The sequence below is a fragment of the Sanguibacter sp. A247 genome (genome assembly GCF_052324925.1).
Taxonomy (GTDB): domain Bacteria; phylum Actinomycetota; class Actinomycetes; order Actinomycetales; family Cellulomonadaceae; genus Flavimobilis.
The window spans coordinates 858940-880590 of record NZ_JBQPRE010000001.1; the positions used below are offsets into that span (position 1 = coordinate 858940).

The window sequence follows — 21651 nt, forward strand, 5'->3', positions numbered from 1 at the left end:
GCGGCGTCTGTGGAAGAGGCAAAATCGAGCCAAGGGGCGACCCGGCTAGGACCAAGGTCTCACCTTGGTGCGCCATCACTTGGTGAGGTCGCACCACTGGTGTGACGAAGATCACATCTGGTGGGCCCGGATGGTCATCGTGCTGTCCGCGCCTCGGACGCCCTCACGACAGGTCGCGACGGAAGGTCGTGAGGCGCCCGATCACTGTGAGGACGACGGCGTAGCCGACCAGGACCAGTGCACCCTGCCACCACTCGAGGAGCGCCCCCGGAGTGATGAGCGCGTAGATCGAGCCCTCCGCGAGCGCGTCGCCGGCAGCCCCGGGCAAGAACGAAGCGATGCGCTCGCCTGTCGAGCCCAGGCCCGCGGCCAGCCCGACGCGCGCGATCGGCTCGACGAACTGCGTGAAGGCGAGCAGGACGACGAGCGCAGCGACCTGGTTGCTGATCGCGGACCCGAGGCCCACCCCGACGAGCGTCCACAGCGTGAGAGCCACGGTCGACAGCGCAACCGTCCGCCACGCCTCAGGCGTCCCGAGGAGCGGGTCGCCACCGCCGAGCGCGATGAACGCCGCGCCCGCGCCGAACGCGGCGAGGCTCCCCGCGAGCCCGTAGGCGATCCCGACGGGAAGAGCTCCCAGGTGCTTGGCGACGAGCAGGCGCGTCCGCGACGGGTCGGCGAGCAGCGTCGGGATGATCGTGCGGTGGCGGAGGTCGCCCGTGACGGCCAGGGTCCCGATGAGAGCGGGGAAGATGTAGCCGATCGACGTGCTCACGGCGTAGACCGCACGCGCCGTGCTCATCGGGTCGGTCACCGTGACGTCGGTCGAGCCCGGGGCGGCGGTGAGCGCGTAGCCCATCCCTGCCGCGAGGAGCGCCATGTACCCGCCCATGAGGGCGAGAAGGACCCACCACATGCGCGTCGTGAAGAACTTCGTGAGCTCGAGCATCATCGCGCGCTTCATGCCGCCACCTTCGTCGTCTGTCCGGTGAGCTCGAGGAAGACGTCTTCGAGGCCGGGAGCGTCTTCCGCGAGGAGGTGGAGCTCGAGGCCTGCCGCGAACGCCGCGGCCCCCACCTCGGCGGCGCGCACGTCGGCGAGCCGCAGGGTGTCCGAAGGCGCGGCTTCTGCGGGTGCCGTCGACCAGCCGTGCTCCGCCACGAGTGCGCGGAGCGCCTCGGGCGTGGGGGAGGCGACGGTCACGGTGCGGACGGCGAGTGCCGCGAGCTCCGAGAGCGGTGACGCATGCACGAGGCGGCCCCGTGCCACGATGACGACGTCATCGACGGAGTGCTGCACCTCCGAGAGGATGTGGCTCGAGACGAGGACGGTGCGTCCGCTCGCCGCGAAGTTCTTCATGAAGGAGCGCAGCCAGGCGATGCCCGCTGGGTCGAGGCCGTTGGTCGGCTCGTCGAGGACGAGAATCTCGGGGTCGCCGAGCAGCGCGGTCGCGAGCGCAAGACGCTGACGCATTCCGGTGGAGTAGCCGCCGACGCGACGGTCGGCGTCCGCGGTGAGCCCGACGAGCTCGAGCAGGTGGGTCACGCGCGCGGTGTCGGCGCCCGCGGCCGGGGCGAACATCGCCAGGTGGTTGCGTGCGGAGCGGCCCGGGTGGAAGGACGAGGCCTCGAGCGCGACCCCGATCGTGCGGGCCGGGTTCGTGAGCTCGGCATAGCGCAGGCCGCCGATGGTTGCGCTTCCTGACGTGGGGGCGGTGAGCCCGACGAGCATGCTCAGCGTCGTGGTCTTGCCGGCTCCGTTGGGGCCGAGGAAGCCTGTGACGCGGCCTGGGGCCACGTCGAACGTGAGGTTGTCGACCGCGTGGACGGAGCCGAAGAACTTGGTGAGGCCCGCGATCGAGAGGTGCGCGGGTGTGGCGGTGGGTGGTGGGGGTGAGGGTGTGCGAACCATGTTGTAACCCTAGTTGTTCTAGGTTCTATATAACAAGTGGTTTAGGCGACGACATCGCGCCCTGCGCTCCGCAATCCCCGCAGGCGCGGAGCCGGGAGGGAGACGCGGAAGGTCGCCCCGAGGTCGGAGTCGACAACCTCGATGTCCCCGCCGTGCAACGCGACCGCCCACTGGACGATCGCCAAACCGATCCCCGTGCCGCCCGACGTCCCCGCCGACGACGTCGGCGGAGGCGTCGCCCCGTGCACGAAGCGCTCGAAGATGCGTGAGCGGTCAGCCACCGCGATCCCCGGCCCTTCGTCGGCCACGTCGATGAGAATCCGGTCCCCGCGCCGCGACGCCTCGACCCGCACCGTCGACCCGTGCGGCGCATGCCGGATCGCGTTGTGAAGCAGGTTGACGAAGATCTGCGCGAGCCGATCAGGGTCCGCCGGCACCGTGAGATCCGCAGGCGTGACATCGACCTCGAAGACGAGGTTCTTGCCCGCCTCGACCATCTCGACCTCGTCGACGATCGAGTCAAGGAAGTCCGCGACGTCGACCGTCGTCACGACGAGGTCGGCCGCGCCAGCCTCGATGCGTGAGAGGTCAAGGAGATAGGTGACGAGCCGCGAGAGCCGCTCCGTCTGCGTGAGGGCGGACTCGAGCGTCGCGGGCGTCGCCGGCGTCACCCCGTCGACGATGTTCTCCAGCTGCGCCCGCAGGGACGCGACCGGGGTCCGCAGCTCGTGGGAGACGTTCGCGATGAGATCACGCCGCTGCTGGTCGCCCGTCGCAAGATCGTCGGCCATGTGGTTGAACGCGTTCGCGAGCTGCCCCACCTCGTCCCGGCTCGTCGCTCGGACGCGCCGCGAGTAGTCGCCGCCCGCCATGGCCCGCGCAGCCGCCGTCATCTCGCGCAGCGGCGACGTCATGCCGCGCGCGAGGACGAGCGTCACCACGATCGAGACGACGAGCGCGAGCGGGAACGTCCGCGTCGGCCCCAGGTGCATCTTCAGACCGGTCCACGTGATGAGCGCGGCGAGCGTGTTCGTCGCAATGACAAGGACGCCGAGCTTCGTGCGGATCGAGCGGAGGACGTCGAGCGGACGCACGTCGGGAAGACGAGGACGCGGAACGCGGCCGTGGCGACCCGGGGACGCCACGCTCAGCCGTCCTGGCCGTCGCCGCCGTCCGTCGGCGGCTCGAACGCGTAGCCGACGCCATGGACCGTCCGGATGAGCTCGGCACCGAGCTTGCGACGCACGGCCTTGATGTGCGAGTCGACCGTGCGCGTCCCGCTCGCATCGACCCAGTCCCAGACCTCGGCGAGCAGACGCTCACGCGTGAGCACCGTGCGCGGCGAGCTCGCGAGCATGACGAGCAGCTCAAACTCGGTCGGCGTCAGGTGGATCTCCTCGCCGCCCCGGTGGACGCGACGCTGGTCGCGGTCGATCGTCACGTCGCCCGCGATGATCGGCGGCTCGCCTGCGGGAGAGACCGCAGCCTGCTGGGCGCGGTCGACGCGCCGGAGCAGGGCCTTGAGACGGGCGACGAGCTCGCGCATCGAGAACGGCTTCGTCATGTAGTCGTCCGCGCCGACGCCGAGACCGATGAGCATGTCGGTCTCGTCGTCACGCGCGGTGAGCATGAGGATCGGCACAGGCCGCTCCGCCTGGATACGGCGGCACACCTCAAGGCCGTCGATCCCAGGCAGCATGACGTCGAGCACGATCGCGTCGGGCAGCACGCGGCTCGCGGCCGCGACGGCAGCCAGACCGTCCCGTGCCACCTCGACGCGCCACCCCTCGGCCGTGAGGCGCTGCGCGATCGCGGTCGCGATCGTCGACTCGTCCTCGACGACGAGGATCGTCGTGCCGCGCGCGGCACCAGTGTTCGCTGCATTGCTGGTCATACGACCAAGATTCGCACAACGCGCCCCCTCGCGATACCTGCGGCGCGCGCGACGGCAGCCCCGGTCGGTACGATTCACCGCACGGGTGCGACGCACCCTGCCCGGCGGACCCGGGTCGGACGACCAAGCGCGCGGCAGGTGCTGCGCCACGAAGGGGAGCGCGTGCTGGCCGACTGGCTGCTCGTCGCATTCGGAATCCTGCTCACCGTGGGAACCGCGGTCTTCGTCGCGAGCGAGTTTGCCCTCGTGACGATCGATCCCGCAGGGCTCGAGTCCGAGATTGCACGCACGTCGGGCCCAGGCGGCCCCGATCGTCGGTCAAAGAGCGTGCTCACCGCACTGCGCACGCTGTCGACCGAGCTCTCGAGCTCGCAGGTCGGGATCACGGTGACCACGATCCTCCTCGGGTACACCGCGCAGCCGGCGCTGCAGCGACTGCTCGAACGCGGGTTGGGGATGACAGGTTGGGCCGCCACGGTCGTGGCCGTGAGCGCGACCGTCACCGCACTCATCCTCGTCAACCTCTTCTCGATGCTCGTCGGCGAGCTCATCCCCAAGAACTTCGCGCTCTCCGCCCCGCTCGCGACCGCGCGGCTCGTCGTCCCCGTGCAACGCGTCTTCACCCGCGCGATGGGCCCCCTCATCACGGGCCTTAACGGCTCGGCGAACGCGCTCCTGCGGCTCATGGGCATCGAACCGCGCGAGGAGCTCTCAGGCGCACGCTCCGCACCCGAGCTGCTGTCGCTCGTGCGCCGGTCCGCGCAGCAGGGCACCCTCGAGGCATCCACCGCGCTGCTTCTCAAGAACTCCCTCGAGCTTGAGCAGCTGAGCGCGACCGACGTCATGACCGACCGCACGCGCCTCGTCGTCCTCACGCGCGAGGACTCGGCGCAGCGTGTCATCGAGCTGTCCCGCTCGACGGGGCACTCGCGCTTCCCCGTCATCGATGGCTCGCGCGACGATGTCGTCGGGCTCGTCCATGTACGTCGGGCAGTGGGGGTGCCGCGTGACCGCCGCACAGAGGTTCCCGCAGCTGCACTCATGGTCGACGCCCCCACGGTTCCTGAGACCGTGCGGCTTGGCCCGCTGCTCGTCACGTTGCGCGGCCTCGGCCTGCAGATGGCAGTCGTGCTCGACGAGTACGGCGGCACCGCGGGTGTGGTGACGCTTGAGGACGTCGTCGAGGAGCTCGTCGGTGACGTGGCCGACGAGCACGACGTGCGCCGCGCGGGCGCGACGCGTCAGGCGGACGGGGCCTGGCTCCTGCCCGGGCTCCTGCGGCCCGACGAGCTCACTGAACAGACGGGGCTCGTCGTTCCCGACTCCCCGGCGTACGAGACGCTCGGCGGCCTCGTCATGTCGTTGCTCGGCCGCATGCCGGACGTGGGAGACGAGGTCGAGGTGGACGGCGTGCACTTCTACGTCGTCGGCATGCATGGCCGACGTGTGGCGCGGCTGCGCGCGACGCAGGTCGTCACGGACGGAGACGACGCATGAGCACGGGAACAGCACTTCTCATCGGTCTCGCGCTTCTCGTCGGCAACGCCTTCTTCGTCGGCGCCGAGTTCGCCGTGCTCTCGGCCCGGCGTTCGTCGATCGAGCCGCTCGCCGAGGCAGGCAACCGCCGTGCGCGCACCGTCCTGTGGGCCATGGAGCACGTCTCACTCATGCTTGCGTGCGCGCAGCTCGGGGTCACGGTGTGCTCGATCGGCCTCGGCATGGTCGCCGAGCCTGCGATCGCGCACGCGCTCGAAGCGCCGCTCACCGCGGTGCACGTGCCCTCGGCCCTGGTCCACCCCATCGCCTTTGCCATCGCGCTCGTCATCGTCGTCTACCTGCACGTCGTGCTCGGCGAGATGGTCCCGAAGAACCTTGCGGTCTCGGGCCCCGATGTTGCTGTCATGTGGTTCGGCCCGCCGCTCGTGTGGATCGGCCGCGCCGTGAGGCCGCTCATCGTCGTGCTCAACCGGCTCGCGAACGCCTTCGTGCGCCTGGGCGGCGTCGAGCCACGTGACGAGGTCGCCTCGGCGTTCACCGCCGAGCAGGTCCACTCGATCGTCACGGTGTCTCAGCAAGAGGGAGTGCTCGAGGACAAGCAGGGTCTGCTCGCCGGGTCGCTCGAGTTCTCGGAGCGGGTTGCACACGAGGTCATGGTGCCGACCGACGCGCTCGTCGCGGTGGACGAGGGGGTCACCCCCGACGACATCGAGCACGAGGTCGCACGGACGGGCTTCTCGCGCTTCCCGCTCGTCTCTGGCGAGCACCGCGAGGTGACGGGCTACCTCCACCTCAAGGACGTCCTGTACGCGACCGACGCTGACTGCGGGCAGCCTGTTCCGTCATGGCGCGTGCGGTCTCTCGCGACCGTCGGACCCCAGGACGAGGTTGAGGCGGTGCTTGCCGCCATGCAGCGCGACGGCGCTCATCTGGCGCTCGTCGTGGACGAGGGTCGTCAGGCGGGCGTCGTGTTCCTCGAGGACATTCTCGAGGAGCTCGTCGGCGAGGTGCGCGACGCCATGCAGCGGGCCGCTGACCGCCCCTAGCGGGGGCGAAAATCGTCAAGCGACGAAAGTCCCGCGTCCGCACTCTGAGACGGACGCCACACTTGTGCAGGTGGCCTTGGCCTAGGGGTCTCGCGTCGTTATGATTCTGTGATCGACGTGACATCGACATGAGCCATGGTTCTGCCGATGCATGAGATACCGCCGGATCGGCGCCCTGAGCAGGACCACTTCGAGGTCGTGCGCGGCCTGAACCGGAACTGGTCGGGGGTTTTCGACGAACCTCGAGCGGGGTAGCGTGACCTGGCGGACCCACCCGGCAGGGGCTTGAGGGATGACAGTCAGCGTGACGAACAAGAACGGGCGGAGGTGTCGTGAGCACGAGCAGCAAGGTTGAAGCTCAGGCTCCCGAGACCCGTCGTTCGCGCCGCGAATCAGCACTTCTCGACGCGCGTGCAGCCACCGTTCCCGTCGTCCCCGTCCCGGTTGCCGCAGCATCTGCAGCCTCCGTTCCCGTCCCCGTGATCGACGCGCCGTCGGCTACCGGCCCGGCCTCGCCGTACGGAACCCTGGGTCGCCCCGCGGCACGGATGGTCATCCCGGACCTCGTTCCGGACGAGGCCCCGGTGGCCGGACAGCCCGCACCTCGCTCCGCTCCACAGCCACCTTCGCTCGTGCGCGCCACGGTCGAGCCCGGCGCCATGGCCCGTCCAGCAGCGACCGCGCCTCACGACCGTCGTGGACGCCCCGCGCCCGCAACGGGATGGGTGCCCGCACCGCAGCCGTCGATCGCTCACGCCGCTCAGCTCGCACATGCCGCAGGGGTCGCTCGCGCGGCACTGCAGGCCGGCGCGCGTCCGGCCGGGGTGAGCCCAGCGCGGCCCTCAGCCGTCACCGACACCGGCCCCGTCCCGCGCACGGCTGCCGCCACCTCGCCTCGTGCGCAGGTCTCGCCCGCCGAGCGCTCCGCACCCGCCGAGCGCTCCGCACCCGCCGAGCGCTCCGCACCCGCCGAGCGCTCCGCACCCGCCGAGCGCTCCGCACCCGCCGAGCGCTCCGGTGCCAAGCCTGAGCCCGTAGTTCCTGCTCCGGCGCGCGTCGCACCCGTCGTCGCGAGCCCGGCTGCGATCCCCGCTCCCGCGATCCCCGCGGCCGTCGCTGCGCACCCCGCGCGTGAGGCCGCGAGCTCCGCGCCCGCAACCGAGACCCCCGCGCCCCAGCGCACACGACGCGAGGTCGTCGCGCACGAGCGCCGCAGCTCGGGCCGCAACGCCCCGCGCCCCGCGCCCCGTCGCCCGCTCGGTGCGCGCTCCGCGCGGGCCGGCGTGCTCGCCACGCTCGCGATCGCGACCGTCGCCGTGCCGATCGCTCAGGGCGCCGGCGGCGCCGAGCACACGGCCATCGTTCGTGACTACGCGGAGGGCCGCTCGACGTACGACGTCCTCATGAGCCCCCGCGGCCTCGCCGACAGCGCAGTGATCGTCGCCGACACCCTCGCGGGCCGCGACCTTGCGACCGCTTCGCGGTCCGAGGCACGCAGCGGAATCCCCAACTGCGACCCGTCGGTCACGGTCCCGTCCACGATCAACGGCCGTCTCTCCGCAGCCCAGCTGTGCGACCTGCCGCAGGCGGGGCACGAGATGCAGCCGCGGGCAGCGATCGCCTTCACCGAGCTCAACGCCCAGTTCGAGGCGCGCTTCGGCAGCGAGATCTGCATCTCCGACTCCTACCGGTCGTTGTCCGGGCAGTACTCGGTCGCCGCGCGTCGCGGTGCGTTCGCTGCTCGCCCCGGAACGTCGCAGCACGGCCTCGGGCTCGCGCTCGACCTGTGCTCGAGCACGTACCGGAACTCCGCCAAGTGGTCGTGGCTCAAGGCCAACGCCCCGGTGTTCGGCTTCGACAACCCCGCGTGGGCGCGTCGCGGCGGCTCGGGAATGTACGAGCCGTGGCACTGGGAGTACTTCCCGCTCGTCGACTACTGAGCATCCCGGCCCGGCAGCGCACCGGACGACAATGGCCACCCCACGGGGTGGCCTTCGTCGTCCCGGCGCCCGGCGCCTGGCGCCTGGCGCCCGGTGCCCGGTGCCCGGTGCCCGGTGCCGCAGGCGCCTGCGTCCCGGAAACGCCGGACGGGGGCGGCGGCCGTCTGGCCACCGCCCCCGTCCGAGGACGTGAGGTCAGCGCTTGCGCGATGCCTTGCGTGCCTTGGGCTCCGCAACGGGCTCGGCGCCCGCCTCGACCGCCGCGGCGCCGACGGCCTTGCGGGAGGCCTTGACCTCCGCGAAGGACGTGCCGTAGTAGGCGGCCTCCATGAGGGTCTTCATGTCGTCGAGCATCGGCATGCGCGGGTTGGCAGGTGCGCACTGGTCCTCGTACGCGCCCATCGCGAGCTCGTCGAGCTTCGAGATGAAGAGCTCCTCGTCGACGCCCTGCGCCTGGAAGGACGCCGGGATGCCGACCTGCTCGCGCAGCTCCTCGACGGCGCGGGCGTAGGACTCGACGCCCTCGGCCGGCGTGCTGGCCGGGAGACCAAGGTGCTTGGCGATCTCCTGGAAGCGCTCGGGTGCGACGTAGTGCTCGTACTTCGGCCAGCTCGTCAGCTTGGTCGGGACGGTGCCGTTGTAACGGATGACGTGCGGCAGGTACGTCGCGTTGGTGCGGCCGTGGACGAGCTTGAACATCCCGCCCGTGACGTGTGCCATCGCGTGAACGATGCCGAGGAACGCGTTGCCGAACGCCATGCCGGCGATCGTCGAGGCGTTGTGCATCTTCTCGCGCGCCTTGACGGTGCGCTCGTCGGTGGCTCCGGGGCCGCCCTTGACCGAGTTGGCGATGTTCTCGAAGATCAGCTTGATCGCGTGCAGGCACAGGCCGTCGGTGTAGTCGTTGGCGTACACCGAGACGTAGGCCTCGGTTGCGTGCGTGAGCGCGTCGAAGCCGGAGTCGGCGACGAGGAACGACGGCATCATCGACGTGAGTGCGGGGTCGACGATCGCGACGGTCGGCGTGAGTGCGTAGTCGGCCAGCGGGTACTTCTTGCCCGTGGCGGGGTCGGAGATGACCGCGAACGGCGTCATCTCTGAGCCGGTGCCCGAGGTCGTCGGGATGCAGACGAGCGAGGCCTTCTCACCGAGGTCGGGGAACTTGAAGGCGCGCTTGCGGACGTCGAAGAACTTCTCCTTCATGTCCGCGAACTCGATCTCGGGGTGCTCGTAGAGCAGCCACATGACCTTGGCGGCGTCCATGGGGGAGCCACCGCCGAGCGCGATGATCGTGTCCGGGTTGAAGTGCCGCATGAGGTCGGCACCCTTCTGGACGAAGTCGACCGTGGGCTCAGGCATGACGTCGTCGATGATCTGCAGCGCGATGCGCTCGCCGCGACGGTTGAGGACGTCGAGGATCTTGTCGACGAACCCGAGCTTGGTCATGGTCGAGTCGGTGACGATCGTCACGCGGGAGATCCCGCGCATGTCGGCGAGGTACCGGATCGCGTTGGGCTCGAAGTACGTCTTGGCCGGAACCTTGAACCACTGCAAGTTGTTGTTCCTCCGCCCGATGCGCTTGATGTTGACGAGGTTGACCGCGGAGACGTTGTTCGACACCGAGTTGTGGCCGTAGGAGCCGCAGCCGAGCGTGAGCGACGGGATGAACGCGTTGTAGATGTCGCCGATGCCGCCGAGCGAGCTCGGTGCGTTCGTGATGATGCGCACGGCCTTGATGCGTGAGCCGAACTCCTTGATGACCGCCTGGTCCTCGGAGTGGATCGCACCGGAGTGGCCGAGGCCGTCGAACTCGACCATCTGCTCGGAGAGGCGGATGCCTGCTTCGGCTCCGTCGGCGCGGAGCACGGCGAGGACGGGGCAGAGCTTCTCACGGGTGAGGGGCTCGCCGGCGCCGACCTCGGTGACCTCCGCGAGGATGATCGAGGTGTCCTCGGGGACGGTGAACCCGGCCTGCTCGGCGATCCACTGCGGGGACTGGCCGACGACCTTGGGGTTGAGCTTGGCGCCTGCGCAGTTCTCGCCGCCGGCGGTGACGCCGAAGATGAACTCCTCGAGCATGGCCTTCTCGGCGGGGGTGGCGCGGTAGGCGTGGAGCGTCGCGAACTCGGCCATGGCCTCGTCGTAGATGGGCGCGTCGAGGATGACGGCCTGCTCGGAGGCGCAGATCATGCCGTTGTCGAACGCCTTGGACAGGACGACGTCGTTGACGGCGCGCTTGAGCTTGGCGGAGCGCTCGATGAACGCGGGGACGTTGCCTGCGCCGACGCCGAGGGCGGGCTTGCCGCACGAGTAGGCGGCGCGAACCATCGCGTTGCCACCGGTCGCGAGGATGAGCGCGATCCCGGGGTGGTTCATGAGGGTGTTGGTCGCCTCGAGCGACGGCTCCTCGACCCACTGGATGCAGTTCTCGGGCGCACCTGCGGCGATCGCCGCGTCACGCACGACCTTGGCTGCGGCGACCGAGGACGCCTGTGCGGAGGGGTGGAAGCCGAAGACGATCGGGTTGCGGGTCTTGAGGGCGATGAGCGCCTTGAAGATCGCGGTCGAGGTCGGGTTGGTCACGGGGGTGACGCCGCAGATGACGCCGACGGGCTCGGCGATCTCGGTGATTCCGGTGAGCTCGTCCTCGCCGATGATGCCGACGGTGCGGAGCTTGAGCATCGAGTTGGTGACGTGCTCGCACGCGAAGATGTTCTTGACGGCCTTGTCTTCGAAGACGCCGCGGCCGGTCTCCTCGACCGCGAGGACGGCGAGCTCGCCGTGCTGCGAGAGGGCGGCGACGGATGCCTTCTTGACGATGTGGTCGACTTGGGCCTGGTCGAGGTTCATGAACTCGGTCAGGGCCTTCTGGCCGCGGACGACGAGTGCGTCGATGGCCTGGGCGACGGGGCTGGTGGTGCCGGGTTCGGCGGTGGTGGTCATTGCTCGATCCCCTTTGCGGGTTCGGGGTGCTTCTGTGGTCTCACCACCAACATATGGGCGTGTTCCACGTCACTCGCATGTCAAAGGTCCCACCTTTTTGACTGGTCTGGGCGGGAGTTCAGGGGCCACCACAGCCTGGCCGTCTGGGGTCAGGCCCGAGGTCCTACACCGCGCGCAACCACACGTCCAAGCAGGCCGAGGGCGAGGACTGCGCTCGCGACGACGAGGGCGGAGCGGGGCAGTGAGGCGACGAGTGCGAGGCACCCGAGAAGTCCGAGTGCTGCGACCCAGCGGGGTGCGAGACGCTCCGCGGCCGGCTGGGTCCACGCTGCCGCGTTGGCGATGGCGTAGTAGAGGAGGACCCCGGCCGACGAGGCACCGAGGGCGCCGCGCAGATCCGTCGTGCAGACGAGGACCGCGATGACGGCACCAACGAGCAGAGTCGCGCGGGCCGGTGTCTGGCGTCCCGCGTGGATGTGTGCGAGCCCGCGCGGAAGCTCGCCGTCGCGGGCCATCGCGAGCGTCGTGCGCCCGACGCCTGCCAGCAGTGCGAGCAGTGCCCCGCCCGATGCCGTGGCAGCCGCGACGCCGACGACGGGGACGAGCCAGGAGGCGTCGATCGCGCGTGCCGTGTCGGCAAGCGGCGCCGCTGAGCTCGCAAGTGTTGCTGGTCCCAGCGCGGCGAGGGTCGCGGCCGCGACCGCGGCGACGACCGCGACAGCGCCGCCGAGCGCAAGAAGGACAGCGCGCGGGATCGTCCGCGCGGGATCGCGCACCTCCTCGCCGAGCGTCGCGACGCGCGCATAGCCGGCGAGCGCGAAGAACAGCAGCCCAGCGGCGCCGAGCACGCCGGTGAGGCCGGGGGCGTCGGGCGTCGACGCCGACGTGAGCGCAGGGCTGAGGCCACCCGATACTCCCGCGACCGCCACCGCGGCGACGAGCGTGCCGAGCGCGAGCAGGGTGACGCCGAGCAGTGCGCGCGTCGCGCGCGCGGTGCGGGTGACCCCGGCGATATCGATCACCACGAGCAGTGTGAGCGCGCCCAGCGCGACAAGGCGTGCGTGGCCCGGCCACGCGTATGCGCCAAGAGTGAGCGCCATCGCGGCGCAGCTGGCGGTCTTGCCGACGACGAAACCCCAGCCGGCAAGGAATCCCCATGTCGGGCCCAGCCGCGCCCTGCCGTACGCATAGGCGCCGCCGGCGACGGGGTGCTGCGCCGCGAGCTGCGCAGTCGAGAGCGCGTTGGCGGTCGCGACGAGAGCCGCGAGCCCGAGTGCTGCGAGGAGCCACCGTCCCGCGAGCCCCGCCGCAGGAGCGAGCGCAGCGAAGACGCCAGCGCCGAGCATTGAGCCGAGGCCGAGCGTGACGGCGTCGGCCAGCGTGAGGCGTCGAGCGAGGGGAGTGGACGGGAACGTCATGGAGCGACGCTATCGGCCGCGGGTGAACGGGACGTGCCCCACCGTGATGCTGCCGTCGGCTGGGAGGGCCTGGCTGGACATCACAGCTAGGCGGCGGCGCTCATCGCCGCGACGAGTGCTGCTGGCGTCCCGCGCCAGGGTGCGCCGTGGCCCGGGAGGACCCACGACGCGGCAACCTGGGCGAGATTCTTGAGCGAGGCCGTGGCGAGCTCGGGCTCATCCGTGAACGGCGCCGGCTGGGGTCCGGCCTTCCCCGTGAGGACGTGACGGGTCGTGAGTGCGTCGCCGACGAAGACCGCGTCGACCTCGGCGACGTGGACGGCGATGCTGCCGGGGGAGTGCCCGGGCATGCCCAGAATGCGCGGGCGCCCCGGCAGATCGAGCACGTCGCCGTCGGCGACCTCGACAACCTCCTGGACGTAGCGCACGGGAAACGCGCGTTTGCGCAGGCTGTAGGTGAGGAACTGGAGGGTTGGACCGACGCGCGCGGGCCCGGTCGGTGTGGGGGGCTTGTCGCCCGTGCGCGCACGGTGAGCGTCGGCGCTGTGGATGAAGATCGGTGTCCCCGTCGCCCTCCGCAGGCGCTCGGCGAAGCCGAGGTGATCGCTGTCGCCGTGCGTGAGGATGGCGCCGCGGATGTCGTCGAGGCTGCGGCCGAGGGTGCGGAGCTCGCGCAGGAGGTCCGTCCAGTGGCCGGGAAGGCCTGTGTCGACGAGCGTGATGCCGTCGGGGAGGTCGATGAGGTAGGACGCGATGACGTCGTTCCCGAGCCGGTGCAGGTGCGGGGCGAGTTGCATGGGGACCTCCGGTGGGCGACTAAGATGGCTACGATACGTAGCCATCAAGGCTAGGGTCAATAGCCAACGGAGGATGGGATGCCAGCGCCCGAACGCACGACGCATGAGGACATCGTTCGCGCGGCGACCGAGCTGCTCGAGGAGCACGGCGTGGACGGCCTCACGATGCAGGCTGTCGCCGTCCGAGTCGGTGTCCGCGCGCCCTCGCTCTACAAACGCTTTCGGGACCGGGGCGCCGTCGTCGCGGCCGTTGCCGAGACCGCCGTCGACGATCTCGGCGCGCTCCTCGAAGAGTCGGCCACCGACCTCCGTGCGCTCGCGGTTGCCTACCGTGCCTTCGCGAAAGAGCGCCCCGAGGCATTCCGGCTCGTCTTCACACCCGCGGCGCCGCTCGACGCTCTCGAGCGGGCCGCCATGCCCGTCGTCACCGCAGCGGCTGCGCTTGTCGGCGACGGCGCCGCCCTGTCGGCCGCCCGGACCTTCACCGCGTGGGCGACGGGCTTCCTCCACATGGAGCTCGCAGGAGCGTTCCGGCTCGGGGGCGACGTCGACGCCGCATTCGACTACGGTCTCGACCGTCTCGTCGCAGGCATGTCCGAAGCGACCGCTCCGCTCGCGCCGCCTCCCGTAGAGCCGCGGAGAGCCTAGACCGGCAACGACAACGCCCCGGCCTCCACGCGGGAGACCGGGGCGTTCGTGGTGCCCTCGATAGGAGTCGAACCTACGACCTTCTGCTCCGGAGGCAGACGCTCTATCCACTGAGCTACGAGGGCATGTGCACCGTGGTGCACGAGGGACGACATTAGCACCGCGTGACGGGCCTGGTCACATCCCGGGTGGTGTCAGTCGGTGAGCGCTTCGAGGTAGAGCTCGAGGTAGGCGTAGATCTCCCGCGCTGCTGCGTCGTCGTCGCCGTCGACGATCGCCTCGACGAGCTCGTCGTGCGTGTGGTCGGGGTGGTCGGTCTCGACGTTGGCGCGGATCGAGTCGCCGATCGCGTCGAGGAGATTCTCGTAGAGGTCGAGCAGCAGGGGGTTGCGTGCGGCTGCGACGATCGCGCGGTGGAGGGCGAGGTCGCTCGTCACCATGGAGTCGATGTCGCCTGCGGCGAAGGACCGCTGACGGCCCTCGTTGAGGGAGCGGAGGGTCATGACGTCGCGGTCGGTGCGGCGTCGCGCTGCGAGCCGCGCGGCCTCGACTTCAAGGCTGCGGCGAACCTCAAGGACGTGCTGCTGGTGGACGTGCTCGATCTGGCGACCGAGGGCGACAGAGAGCTCGGAGTCTGACAGCACGTACGTTCCTGAGCCCTGCCGGCGAATGAGCAGGCCCGAGTGGACGAGGGACTGGACGGCCTCGCGGACAGTATTGCGGCCGACGCCGAGCATCGCGGCGAGGTCGGCCTCGGTGGGGATGCGGCTGCCGACGGGCCAGGTGCCGTCGACGACGGAGGCTCGCAGCTGGTCGACGGTGCGGTCGATGAGTCCGGTCCGTGCAGCCATGGGCGTCTCCTTCGTCGGGCGTTCAAGAGCAGTGAACACTGTTGTGCGTTTCCCCACGACATCGACCCACAGGCTGGACGCGCGGGTTCCGTGCGGCATCGGCACGGGGCGTGAGCGGAGGGTGCTTGGCACTCCCCGCTCCAGATAGGCTAGCGACGTGCGGACGCGGGCCAACGATGGCGGCGCGCGCACGGAGACAACTGCTCAAGGAGGAGCGATGACCAGGGAGCGCCGCGGCGCCGTCGGACGCGAACGCGACGGCGCACGAACCGCGGTCGCGTCGGTCGTCACAGGCATCGTCATGGCCGGGCCTGTCGCCTTCGTCCTCGGTGTCGTCTCGCTCGCTGCTCGTCCCGTCGGCGCCGTACGCCGCCTCGCGATGACGGGTTGCGCGCTCGGACTGCTCGGGACGGCCGCGTGGGGACTGTGGGCCGCCAACCTCGAGACTGACTCTGCGATCGCCACCCCTGCAGCGCAGCCGACACAGGTGCAGCTCGCCCTGCCCGACGAGCCCGCAGGGGCGGCGAGCGGCGGCGCGGAGGCGACGGCCGAGGCGCGTACGCACGAGGCGCCGGAGGTCGCGATCACCGCGGAGGCCGCAACCACGGCGTCCCTCACCGTTGACGACCTCGACGTCGAGGGCACGACAGACGTCCCGGTCCTCGGAGCGGGAGCAAGCCTCGCCTACACCTTGCCCCTCAAGGTCGGGCGTTTCTCGACCGAGAGCTGGCAGCCGCATGCGGGCGGCAGCGGTACGGAGGCCGTGAGCGCGACGTTCACCCGCGACGGCGTGGCCGTCGTCGTCGTCGTGCGGCTGCACGCAACCGCGACCGAGGCGGAGTCGACGCTCGCTGACGTCGTGCGTGAGCGCCTCTCCCACGAGGACGCCAAGGAGGGCAAGGAGCTCGAGTCTGACGCCGGAGCACGTGTGCGCCGCGTCGTTCGCGACGGCAAGACGACGTTCGTCTGGTCCGAGTTCACGACGAGCATCGAGATCGACGGCCCCAGCAAGGCGGCGCGATCGTTCATGGACCGGTTCGTTCTCGGAGCAGGGGAGCGGTCTCGCTAGGATTGCCCGGTGACCCCCGACGAGCTCTCCCACGCGATCAGTTCCGCACTTGCCGCCGCAGTCGCCGACGGCACCCTCGCCCTCCCGGCCGAGGACGTCCCCGCGACCGTCCACGTCGAGCGACCCCGCCAGCGTGAGCACGGCGACTGGGCGACGAACGTCGCGCTCCAGCTGGCGAAGAAGGCGGGCATCGCCCCGCGCGCCCTCGCCGAGGACCTGGCCGCGCGCCTCGGCGCGACGCCCGGCGTCGCCAAGGTCGACGTCGCAGGTCCCGGCTTCCTCAACATCACGCTCGACGCTGCCGCCGCGGGCGCGCTCGCCCGCACGATCCTCGAGGCGGGCGCTGCTTACGGCCGCGGCACGGCGGAGGCCGGCAAGAAGATCAACCTCGAGTTCGTCTCCGCGAACCCCACGGGCCCCATCCACATCGGGGGTGTCCGGTGGGCCGCGGTCGGTGACTCGCTCGCCCGCATCCTCGAGGCGCAGGGCGCCGAGGTGACGCGCGAGTACTACTTCAACGACCACGGCGCGCAGATCGACCGCTTCGCTCGGTCGTTGCTCGCGCGAGCTCGCGGCCAGGAGGCCCCCGAGGACGGCTACGGCGGCCAGTACATCCAGGACATCGCTGACGCCGTCCTGGCGGACGCAGGCGCAGCCGGCGACCCGGACCCGCTCACGCTTGCGGACGCCGAGGCGCAGGAGGTCTTCCGCGCACGCGGCGTCGAGCGCATGTTCGGTGAGATCAAGCAGTCGCTGCACGACTTCGGCGTCGACTTCGACGTCTACTTCCACGAGGACGAGCTCCACGCCTCGGGCGCAGTCGACCGCGCGATCTCGCGCTTGCGCGACCAGGGTCACATCTTCGAGAAGGACGGCGCGACGTGGCTGCGCACGACTGACTTCGGTGACGACAAGGACCGCGTCGTCGTGAAGTCTGACGGTGACGCCGCGTACATCGCGGGCGACATTGCCTACTACCTCGACAAGCGTGAGCGCGGCTTCGACGTCGAGATCCTCATGCTCGGCGCTGACCACCACGGCTACGTCTCGCGCATGCAGGCCGTCTGCGCGGCGTTCGGCGACACCCCGAACGTCAACCTGCAGATCCTCATCGGCCAGATGGTCAACCTCCTCAAGGACGGCGCGCCCCTGCGCATGTCCAAGCGCGCGGGCACGATCGTCACGCTCGAGGACCTCGTCGACATCGTCGGCGTCGATGCGGCGCGCTACTCGCTCGCGCGCTCCTCGTCCGACTCCTCGATCGACCTCGACCTCGACCTGCTCGCCCGGGCATCCAACGAGAACCCCGTCTTCTACGTGCAGTACGCGCACGCACGGACCTCGAACGTCGCCCGGAACGCCGCCGAGCACGGGGTGCGTCGCGAGGACGGGTTCGACCCCTCCCTCCTCGACCACCCGACCGAGGCCGCACTCATCGGTGCGCTCACCGAGTTCCCGCGCGTCGTCGCCCAGGCTGCCGAGCTGCGCGAGCCGCACCGCGTCGCCCGGTACCTCGAGGCCCTCGCCGGCTCGTACCACAAGTGGTACGGCGAACGTCGTGTGACCCCGCTCGGCGAGGAGCCCGTGGGTGACGAGCACCGCACCCGCCTGTGGCTCAACGACGCAACCCGCCAGGTCCTTGCGAACGGCCTCGGCCTCCTCGGGGTCTCCGCCCCGGAGCGCATGTGAGCGCCCCCGTGAGCGGGCCCGTGCCCGCGAAGGTCCCGGGCGGCACGTCGATGCCCGGCGAGCCGTGGCCCCGCTCGGCGAGGCGCGACGCGGCCGGCGCCGTGCACGTCGCGGGCGTCGACGTCCGTGAGGTCGCTGGCGAGCACGGCACGCCCGCCTACCTCGTCGACGAGGCCGACATGCGCGGTCGCGCACGCGCCTACCGCACCGCCTTCGAGGAGGCGTTCGCGGCGATCGGAGCTGAGGTCGACGTCTACTACGCGGGCAAGTCGTTCCTCTCGACCGCCGTCGCCCGGTGGATGCATGCCGAGGGCCTGCGCATCGACACCGCGTCGGGCGCTGAGCTCCTCACCGCTCTGCGCGCGGGCGTCCCCGGCTCCGACATCGGGCTGCACGGCAACAACAAGTCCGACGCCGAGATCGCGCGCGCACTCGAGGAGGGCGTCGGTCGCATCATCGTCGACTCCCTCGCCGAGATCGAACGTGTCGCCGACGCCGCGGGCGCGCGCGGCGTCACCGCACCCGTCATGGTGCGCGTGACGACGGGCGTGCACGCGGGCGGCCACGAGTACATCTCGACCGCGCACGAGGACCAGAAGTTCGGTCTCTCTGTCGCCTCGTCCGACGGCGCCGACAGCCCCGCGCTCGCGGGGCTCCTCGCCGTCCTTGCTCGCCCCGAGCTTGAGCTGCAGGGCATCCACTCGCACATCGGGTCGCAGATCCTTGACGGTTCGGGCTTCGCGGCTGCTGCGCACAAGGTGCTTGAGCTCCGTGGTGAGCTCGCGACGCGTTCGGGTGTGCTCGTCGACGAGGTCGACCTCGGCGGCGGCTACGGGATCGCCTATCTGCCCGGCGAGGTTGCGCTCGACGCTGAGCGGATCGCCAAGGAGGTCGCCGCGGCGGTCGCCGACGCTGCGGCCGCGCTCGGCCAGCGCTTGCCGCGGTTCTCGATCGAGCCCGGACGTGCGATCGCCGGGCCTCCCGGCACGACGTTGTACACGGTCGGCACGATCAAGCCCGTGCGCGTCGATGACACGACGACGCGGCTCTACGTCTCGATCGACGGCGGCATGAGCGACAACGTGAGGCCTGCGCTCTACGGCGCGGCCTACCACGCGGAGGTCGCGGGTCGGCTCTCGAGCGCTGAGCCCGTGCTCGCGCGCGTCGTCGGCAAGCACTGCGAGTCGGGGGACATCGTCGTGCACGACGTGTGGCTGCCCGCGGACATCCGCGCTGGCGACCTGCTGCTCGTCGCTGCGACGGGTGCCTACGGCCGGTCGATGGCGTCGAACTACAACATGGTGCCGCGTCCGCCCGTGCTCGCCCTCGCCGAGGGCGGGACGCGGGTTCTCGTGCGGCGAGAGACCGAGGACGACCTGCTCGCGCTCGACGTCGGCTGACGTGTGACGCGGCGTCCACTGTCGTGGACGCCGCAGCACAGGCCCGCTNGTGCCTCGTCCCCCCTTGTGGGGGCCCCCCCAGCACAGGCCCGCTCGCGCCGCCTATTCTGACCACGACCCGCCGTCCCTGATCGGGGAACGGCGGCCCGACCGGGGCGCGGTGCGCCCCACCCGAAGGAGGACCGGTGCCTGCACCGTCCAGCGCCCTACGTATCGCCCTGCTGGGTTGCGGAGTCGTCGGCACGCAGGTCGTGCGCCTGCTCACGGAGCAGGCCGCAGACCTGGCAGCGCGCGTGGGCGCTCCGCTCGAGCTCGTCGGGGTCGCGGTCCGTGACGTCGACACCCCGCGCGACGCCGTCGTGCCGCGCGCTCTCCTCACGACCGACGCGGCCGCCCTCGTCACGCGCGCCGACATCGTCATCGAGCTCATGGGCGGGATCGAGCCCGCGCGCGGCCTGCTGCTGCGCGCGATCGAGCACGGTGCAAGCGTCGTCACCGCGAACAAGGCGCTCCTCGCGCAGCACGGTCCCGAGCTCTACCAGGCGGCCGACGCCGCGGGCGTCGACGTCTACTTCGAGGCTGCCGTCGCGGGTGCGATCCCGCTCGTGCGCCCGCTGCGCGAGTCGCTCGCGGGCGACCGCGTGCGCCGCGTCCTCGGCATCGTCAACGGCACGACGAACTACATCCTCGACGAGATGACGACGAAGTCGCTCGCGTTCGACGACGTCCTGCGCACCGCGCAGGAGCTCGGCTACGCAGAGGCGGACCCGACCGCTGACGTCGAGGGGCATGACGCCGCGGCCAAGGCCGCGATCATCGCTTCGCTCGCGTTCCACACGCGCGTCTCGCTCGAGGACGTCGCATGCGAGGGCATCACGAAGGTCTCGGCCGACGACGTCGCCTGGGCGACCGCGACGGGCCACGTCATCAAGCTGCTCGCGATCGCCGAACTCACTGACGCGGGCGTCTCCGTGCGCGTGCATCCCTCTCTCGTCCCGGTCTCGCACCCGCTCGCGGGCGTCGGAGGGGCGTTCAACGCCGTGTTCGTCGAGGCCGAGGCCGCGGGCGAGCTCATGTTCTACGGTCGTGGCGCGGGCGGTGCGCCGACGGCGTCCGCCGTCGTCGGCGACGTCGTCTCGGTCGCCCGTCACCGCGTTCTCGGTGGCAAGGGACCCGATGAGTCGCGCTACGCGGATCTGCCGCTGGCCCCCGCGGACTCCGCCGTGACCCGGTACCAGATCCGCGTCCTCGTCGACGACCGCCCGGGCGTCCTCGCCAAGGTCGCGGGCGTCCTCGCTGAGCACAGCGTGTCGATCGCCGCCATGCGTCAGGAGGGCGAGGCCGCCGATGGCGGCGCGCGCCTCGTGCTCTCGACGCACGCCGCACCCGAGGCCGCGCTCGCGGCCACCGTCGAGGCCGTCCGTGGTCTTGACGTCGTCAAGGAAGTCACCTCCGTCCTGAGAGTTGAGGGAGCCTGATGGCCCACCAGTGGCAGGGAATCATCCGTGAGTACGGCGAGCTTCTCCCTGAGCACCTCCGCACGCACGTCGTGACGCTCGGCGAGGGCGGCACGCCTCTCGTCCCGGCTCCCGCCCTCTCGCGCCGCACCGGCGCCGAGGTCTTCGTCAAGGTCGAGGGAATGAACCCGACCGGTTCGTTCAAGGACCGCGGCATGACGACGGCGATCTCGGCCGCCGCCGCGCGCGGCGCGAAGGCCGTCGTGTGCGCGTCGACGGGCAACACGTCCGCGTCCGCTGCGGCGTACGCGACGGCTGCGGGCATGACCTGCGCCGTTCTCGTCCCGGACGGCAAGATCGCGATGGGCAAGCTCAGCCAGGCGATCGCGCACGGCGCGCGTCTGCTGCAGGTCGACGGCAACTTCGACGACTGCCTCGACATCGCGCGCAAGCTCGCCGAGGTCTTCCCGGTCGAGCTCGTCAACTCGGTCAACCCCGACCGCATCGAGGGGCAGAAGACCGCGTCCTTCGAGATCGTCGACGTGCTCGGTGACGCCCCGGACATCCACTGCCTTCCCGTCGGCAACGCGGGCAACATCACGGCGTACTGGAAGGGCTTCCGCGAGTACGCCGAGGCGGGCGTCGCGACGCGCACCCCGCAGATGTGGGGATTCCAGGCCGAGGGTGCCTCGCCGCTCGTCAAGGGATACCCGATCGACGAGCCTGAGACGATCGCGACCGCGATCCGGATCGGCAAGCCGGCGTCATGGGACCAGGCGATCGACGCGCGCGACTCCTCGGGCGGCGTCATCGAGGCCGTGACCGACGAGCAGATCCTCGCCGCCCACCGCATCCTGTCTGCGGAGGTCGGAGTCTTCGTCGAGCCCGCGTCCGCCGCGGGGGTCGCGGGTCTCCTCATGCGCGCCGAGCGGGGCCTTGTGCCCGCGGGCGCGCGCGTGACGATCACGGTGACCGGTCACGGTCTCAAGGACCCGCAGTGGGCCCTACGCACGGCTGACGGCTCTGACGTCCAGCCGCAGAAGGTCGGGGTCGACGTCATGTCTGTCGCCGACGCACTCGGCCTCAGCTGA

General features: G+C 70.8%; 17 protein-coding genes and 1 tRNA gene. 9 read left to right on the forward strand and 9 right to left on the reverse strand.

Annotation, left to right across the window (positions count from 1 at the left end; all coding sequences use genetic code 11):
- Positions 1-163: 163 nt before the first annotated feature.
- From ACTVCO_RS03780 to ACTVCO_RS03795, 4 genes are read right to left on the reverse strand one after another with little or no spacing between them, the layout of a single operon-like run.
- Complete coding sequence (locus ACTVCO_RS03780) at positions 164-964, reverse strand: ABC transporter permease (protein WP_443727048.1); 801 nt, start codon at positions 962-964, stop codon at positions 164-166.
- Positions 961-1911 carry an ABC transporter ATP-binding protein gene (locus ACTVCO_RS03785; protein ID WP_443727049.1) on the reverse strand — a complete coding sequence of 317 codons (951 nt, stop codon included), beginning with the start codon at positions 1909-1911 and terminating at the stop codon, positions 961-963. The genes ACTVCO_RS03780 and ACTVCO_RS03785 overlap by 4 nt, the downstream gene beginning before the upstream one ends.
- A 41-nt stretch (positions 1912-1952) precedes the next feature.
- On the reverse strand, positions 1953-3005 hold the full coding sequence (locus ACTVCO_RS03790; protein ID WP_443727050.1) for a HAMP domain-containing sensor histidine kinase: 1053 nt from the start codon (positions 3003-3005) through the stop codon (positions 1953-1955).
- Between the two features lie 53 nt (positions 3006-3058).
- On the reverse strand, positions 3059-3805 hold the full coding sequence (locus ACTVCO_RS03795) for a response regulator transcription factor (protein ID WP_443727051.1): 747 nt from the start codon (positions 3803-3805) through the stop codon (positions 3059-3061).
- Between the two features lie 162 nt (positions 3806-3967).
- On the opposite strand from ACTVCO_RS03795, the gene ACTVCO_RS03800 reads away from it, so the two are divergent.
- The 3 genes from ACTVCO_RS03800 (at position 3968) to ACTVCO_RS03810 (ending at position 8288) form a co-directional block, all read left to right on the forward strand.
- A complete protein-coding gene (locus ACTVCO_RS03800; protein WP_443727052.1) occupies positions 3968-5302 on the forward strand; it encodes a hemolysin family protein in 1335 nt (444 codons plus the stop codon).
- On the forward strand, positions 5299-6348 hold the full coding sequence (locus ACTVCO_RS03805; RefSeq protein WP_443727053.1) for a hemolysin family protein: 1050 nt from the start codon (positions 5299-5301) through the stop codon (positions 6346-6348). Before ACTVCO_RS03800 ends, ACTVCO_RS03805 begins: the two co-directional genes overlap by 4 nt.
- Positions 6349-6680: 332 nt before the next feature.
- The gene (locus ACTVCO_RS03810) at positions 6681-8288 is read left to right on the forward strand and encodes a D-alanyl-D-alanine carboxypeptidase family protein (RefSeq protein ID WP_443727054.1); all 1608 of its coding nucleotides are present in this window, start codon (positions 6681-6683) and stop codon (positions 8286-8288) included.
- 195 nt (positions 8289-8483) lie between these two features.
- Here the strand turns inward: ACTVCO_RS03810 and adhE are convergent, their stop codons facing one another.
- The 3 genes from adhE to ACTVCO_RS03825 form a co-directional block, all read right to left on the reverse strand.
- A complete protein-coding gene (adhE, locus tag ACTVCO_RS03815) occupies positions 8484-11231 on the reverse strand; it encodes a bifunctional acetaldehyde-CoA/alcohol dehydrogenase (RefSeq protein ID WP_443727055.1) in 2748 nt (915 codons plus the stop codon).
- Between the two features lie 149 nt (positions 11232-11380).
- A complete protein-coding gene (locus tag ACTVCO_RS03820; RefSeq protein WP_443727056.1) occupies positions 11381-12649 on the reverse strand; it encodes an APC family permease in 1269 nt (422 codons plus the stop codon).
- A gap of 86 nt (positions 12650-12735) precedes the next feature.
- On the reverse strand, positions 12736-13446 hold the full coding sequence (locus tag ACTVCO_RS03825) for an MBL fold metallo-hydrolase (protein WP_443727057.1): 711 nt from the start codon (positions 13444-13446) through the stop codon (positions 12736-12738).
- Between the two features lie 78 nt (positions 13447-13524).
- On the opposite strand from ACTVCO_RS03825, the gene ACTVCO_RS03830 reads away from it, so the two are divergent.
- The gene (locus ACTVCO_RS03830; protein ID WP_443727058.1) at positions 13525-14094 is read left to right on the forward strand and encodes a TetR/AcrR family transcriptional regulator; all 570 of its coding nucleotides are present in this window, start codon (positions 13525-13527) and stop codon (positions 14092-14094) included.
- A gap of 49 nt (positions 14095-14143) precedes the next feature.
- Here the strand turns inward: ACTVCO_RS03830 and ACTVCO_RS03835 are convergent.
- A tRNA-Arg gene (locus ACTVCO_RS03835) sits at positions 14144-14219 on the reverse strand.
- Positions 14220-14288: 69 nt separating this feature from the next.
- A complete protein-coding gene (locus ACTVCO_RS03840; RefSeq protein WP_443727059.1) occupies positions 14289-14945 on the reverse strand; it encodes a FadR/GntR family transcriptional regulator in 657 nt (218 codons plus the stop codon).
- Positions 14946-15162: 217 nt separating this feature from the next.
- Here ACTVCO_RS03840 and ACTVCO_RS03845 point away from each other — a divergent pair, with 217 nt between their 5' ends.
- The 5 genes from ACTVCO_RS03845 to thrC all read left to right on the forward strand — a co-directional run bounded on the left by ACTVCO_RS03845 (position 15163) and on the right by thrC (position 21651).
- Positions 15163-16014 (forward strand): DUF4190 domain-containing protein, encoded by an 852-nt coding sequence (locus tag ACTVCO_RS03845; protein ID WP_443727061.1) that lies wholly within the window; start codon positions 15163-15165, stop codon positions 16012-16014.
- A 9-nt stretch (positions 16015-16023) separates the two neighbouring features.
- On the forward strand, positions 16024-17703 hold the full coding sequence (gene argS / locus ACTVCO_RS03850; RefSeq protein WP_443727062.1) for an arginine--tRNA ligase: 1680 nt from the start codon (positions 16024-16026) through the stop codon (positions 17701-17703).
- Between the two features lie 50 nt (positions 17704-17753).
- Positions 17754-19103: a diaminopimelate decarboxylase gene (gene lysA / locus ACTVCO_RS03855; RefSeq protein ID WP_443727151.1), complete on the forward strand. Its 1350-nt coding sequence runs from the start codon at positions 17754-17756 to the stop codon at positions 19101-19103.
- Positions 19104-19288: 185 nt separating this feature from the next.
- The gene (locus tag ACTVCO_RS03860; RefSeq protein ID WP_443727063.1) at positions 19289-20581 is read left to right on the forward strand and encodes a homoserine dehydrogenase; all 1293 of its coding nucleotides are present in this window, start codon (positions 19289-19291) and stop codon (positions 20579-20581) included.
- Complete coding sequence (gene thrC / locus ACTVCO_RS03865; RefSeq protein WP_443727064.1) at positions 20581-21651, forward strand: threonine synthase; 1071 nt, start codon at positions 20581-20583, stop codon at positions 21649-21651. The genes ACTVCO_RS03860 and thrC overlap by 1 nt, the downstream gene beginning before the upstream one ends.

What these genes read in the sequence shown, in the direction of transcription:
- ACTVCO_RS03795 (WP_443727051.1), bottom strand. Translation starts at nt 3,805, where the DNA reads ATGACCAGCAATGCAGCGAACACTGGTGCCGCGCGCGGCACGACGATC.
- ACTVCO_RS03820 (WP_443727056.1), bottom strand. Translation starts at nt 12,649, where the DNA reads ATGACGTTCCCGTCCACTCCCCTCGCTCGACGCCTCACGCTGGCCGAC.
- ACTVCO_RS03840 (WP_443727059.1), bottom strand. Translation starts at nt 14,945, where the DNA reads ATGGCTGCACGGACCGGACTCATCGACCGCACCGTCGACCAGCTGCGA.
- adhE (WP_443727055.1), bottom strand. Translation starts at nt 11,231, where the DNA reads ATGACCACCACCGCCGAACCCGGCACCACCAGCCCCGTCGCCCAGGCC.
- ACTVCO_RS03845 (WP_443727061.1), top strand. Translation starts at nt 15,163, where the DNA reads ATGACCAGGGAGCGCCGCGGCGCCGTCGGACGCGAACGCGACGGCGCA.
- ACTVCO_RS03780 (WP_443727048.1), bottom strand. Translation starts at nt 964, where the DNA reads ATGAAGCGCGCGATGATGCTCGAGCTCACGAAGTTCTTCACGACGCGC.
- ACTVCO_RS03785 (WP_443727049.1), bottom strand. Translation starts at nt 1,911, where the DNA reads ATGGTTCGCACACCCTCACCCCCACCACCCACCGCCACACCCGCGCAC.
- ACTVCO_RS03830 (WP_443727058.1), top strand. Translation starts at nt 13,525, where the DNA reads ATGCCAGCGCCCGAACGCACGACGCATGAGGACATCGTTCGCGCGGCG.
- ACTVCO_RS03825 (WP_443727057.1), bottom strand. Translation starts at nt 13,446, where the DNA reads ATGCAACTCGCCCCGCACCTGCACCGGCTCGGGAACGACGTCATCGCG.
- lysA (WP_443727151.1), top strand. Translation starts at nt 17,754, where the DNA reads ATGCCCGGCGAGCCGTGGCCCCGCTCGGCGAGGCGCGACGCGGCCGGC.
- thrC (WP_443727064.1), top strand. Translation starts at nt 20,581, where the DNA reads ATGGCCCACCAGTGGCAGGGAATCATCCGTGAGTACGGCGAGCTTCTC.
- ACTVCO_RS03805 (WP_443727053.1), top strand. Translation starts at nt 5,299, where the DNA reads ATGAGCACGGGAACAGCACTTCTCATCGGTCTCGCGCTTCTCGTCGGC.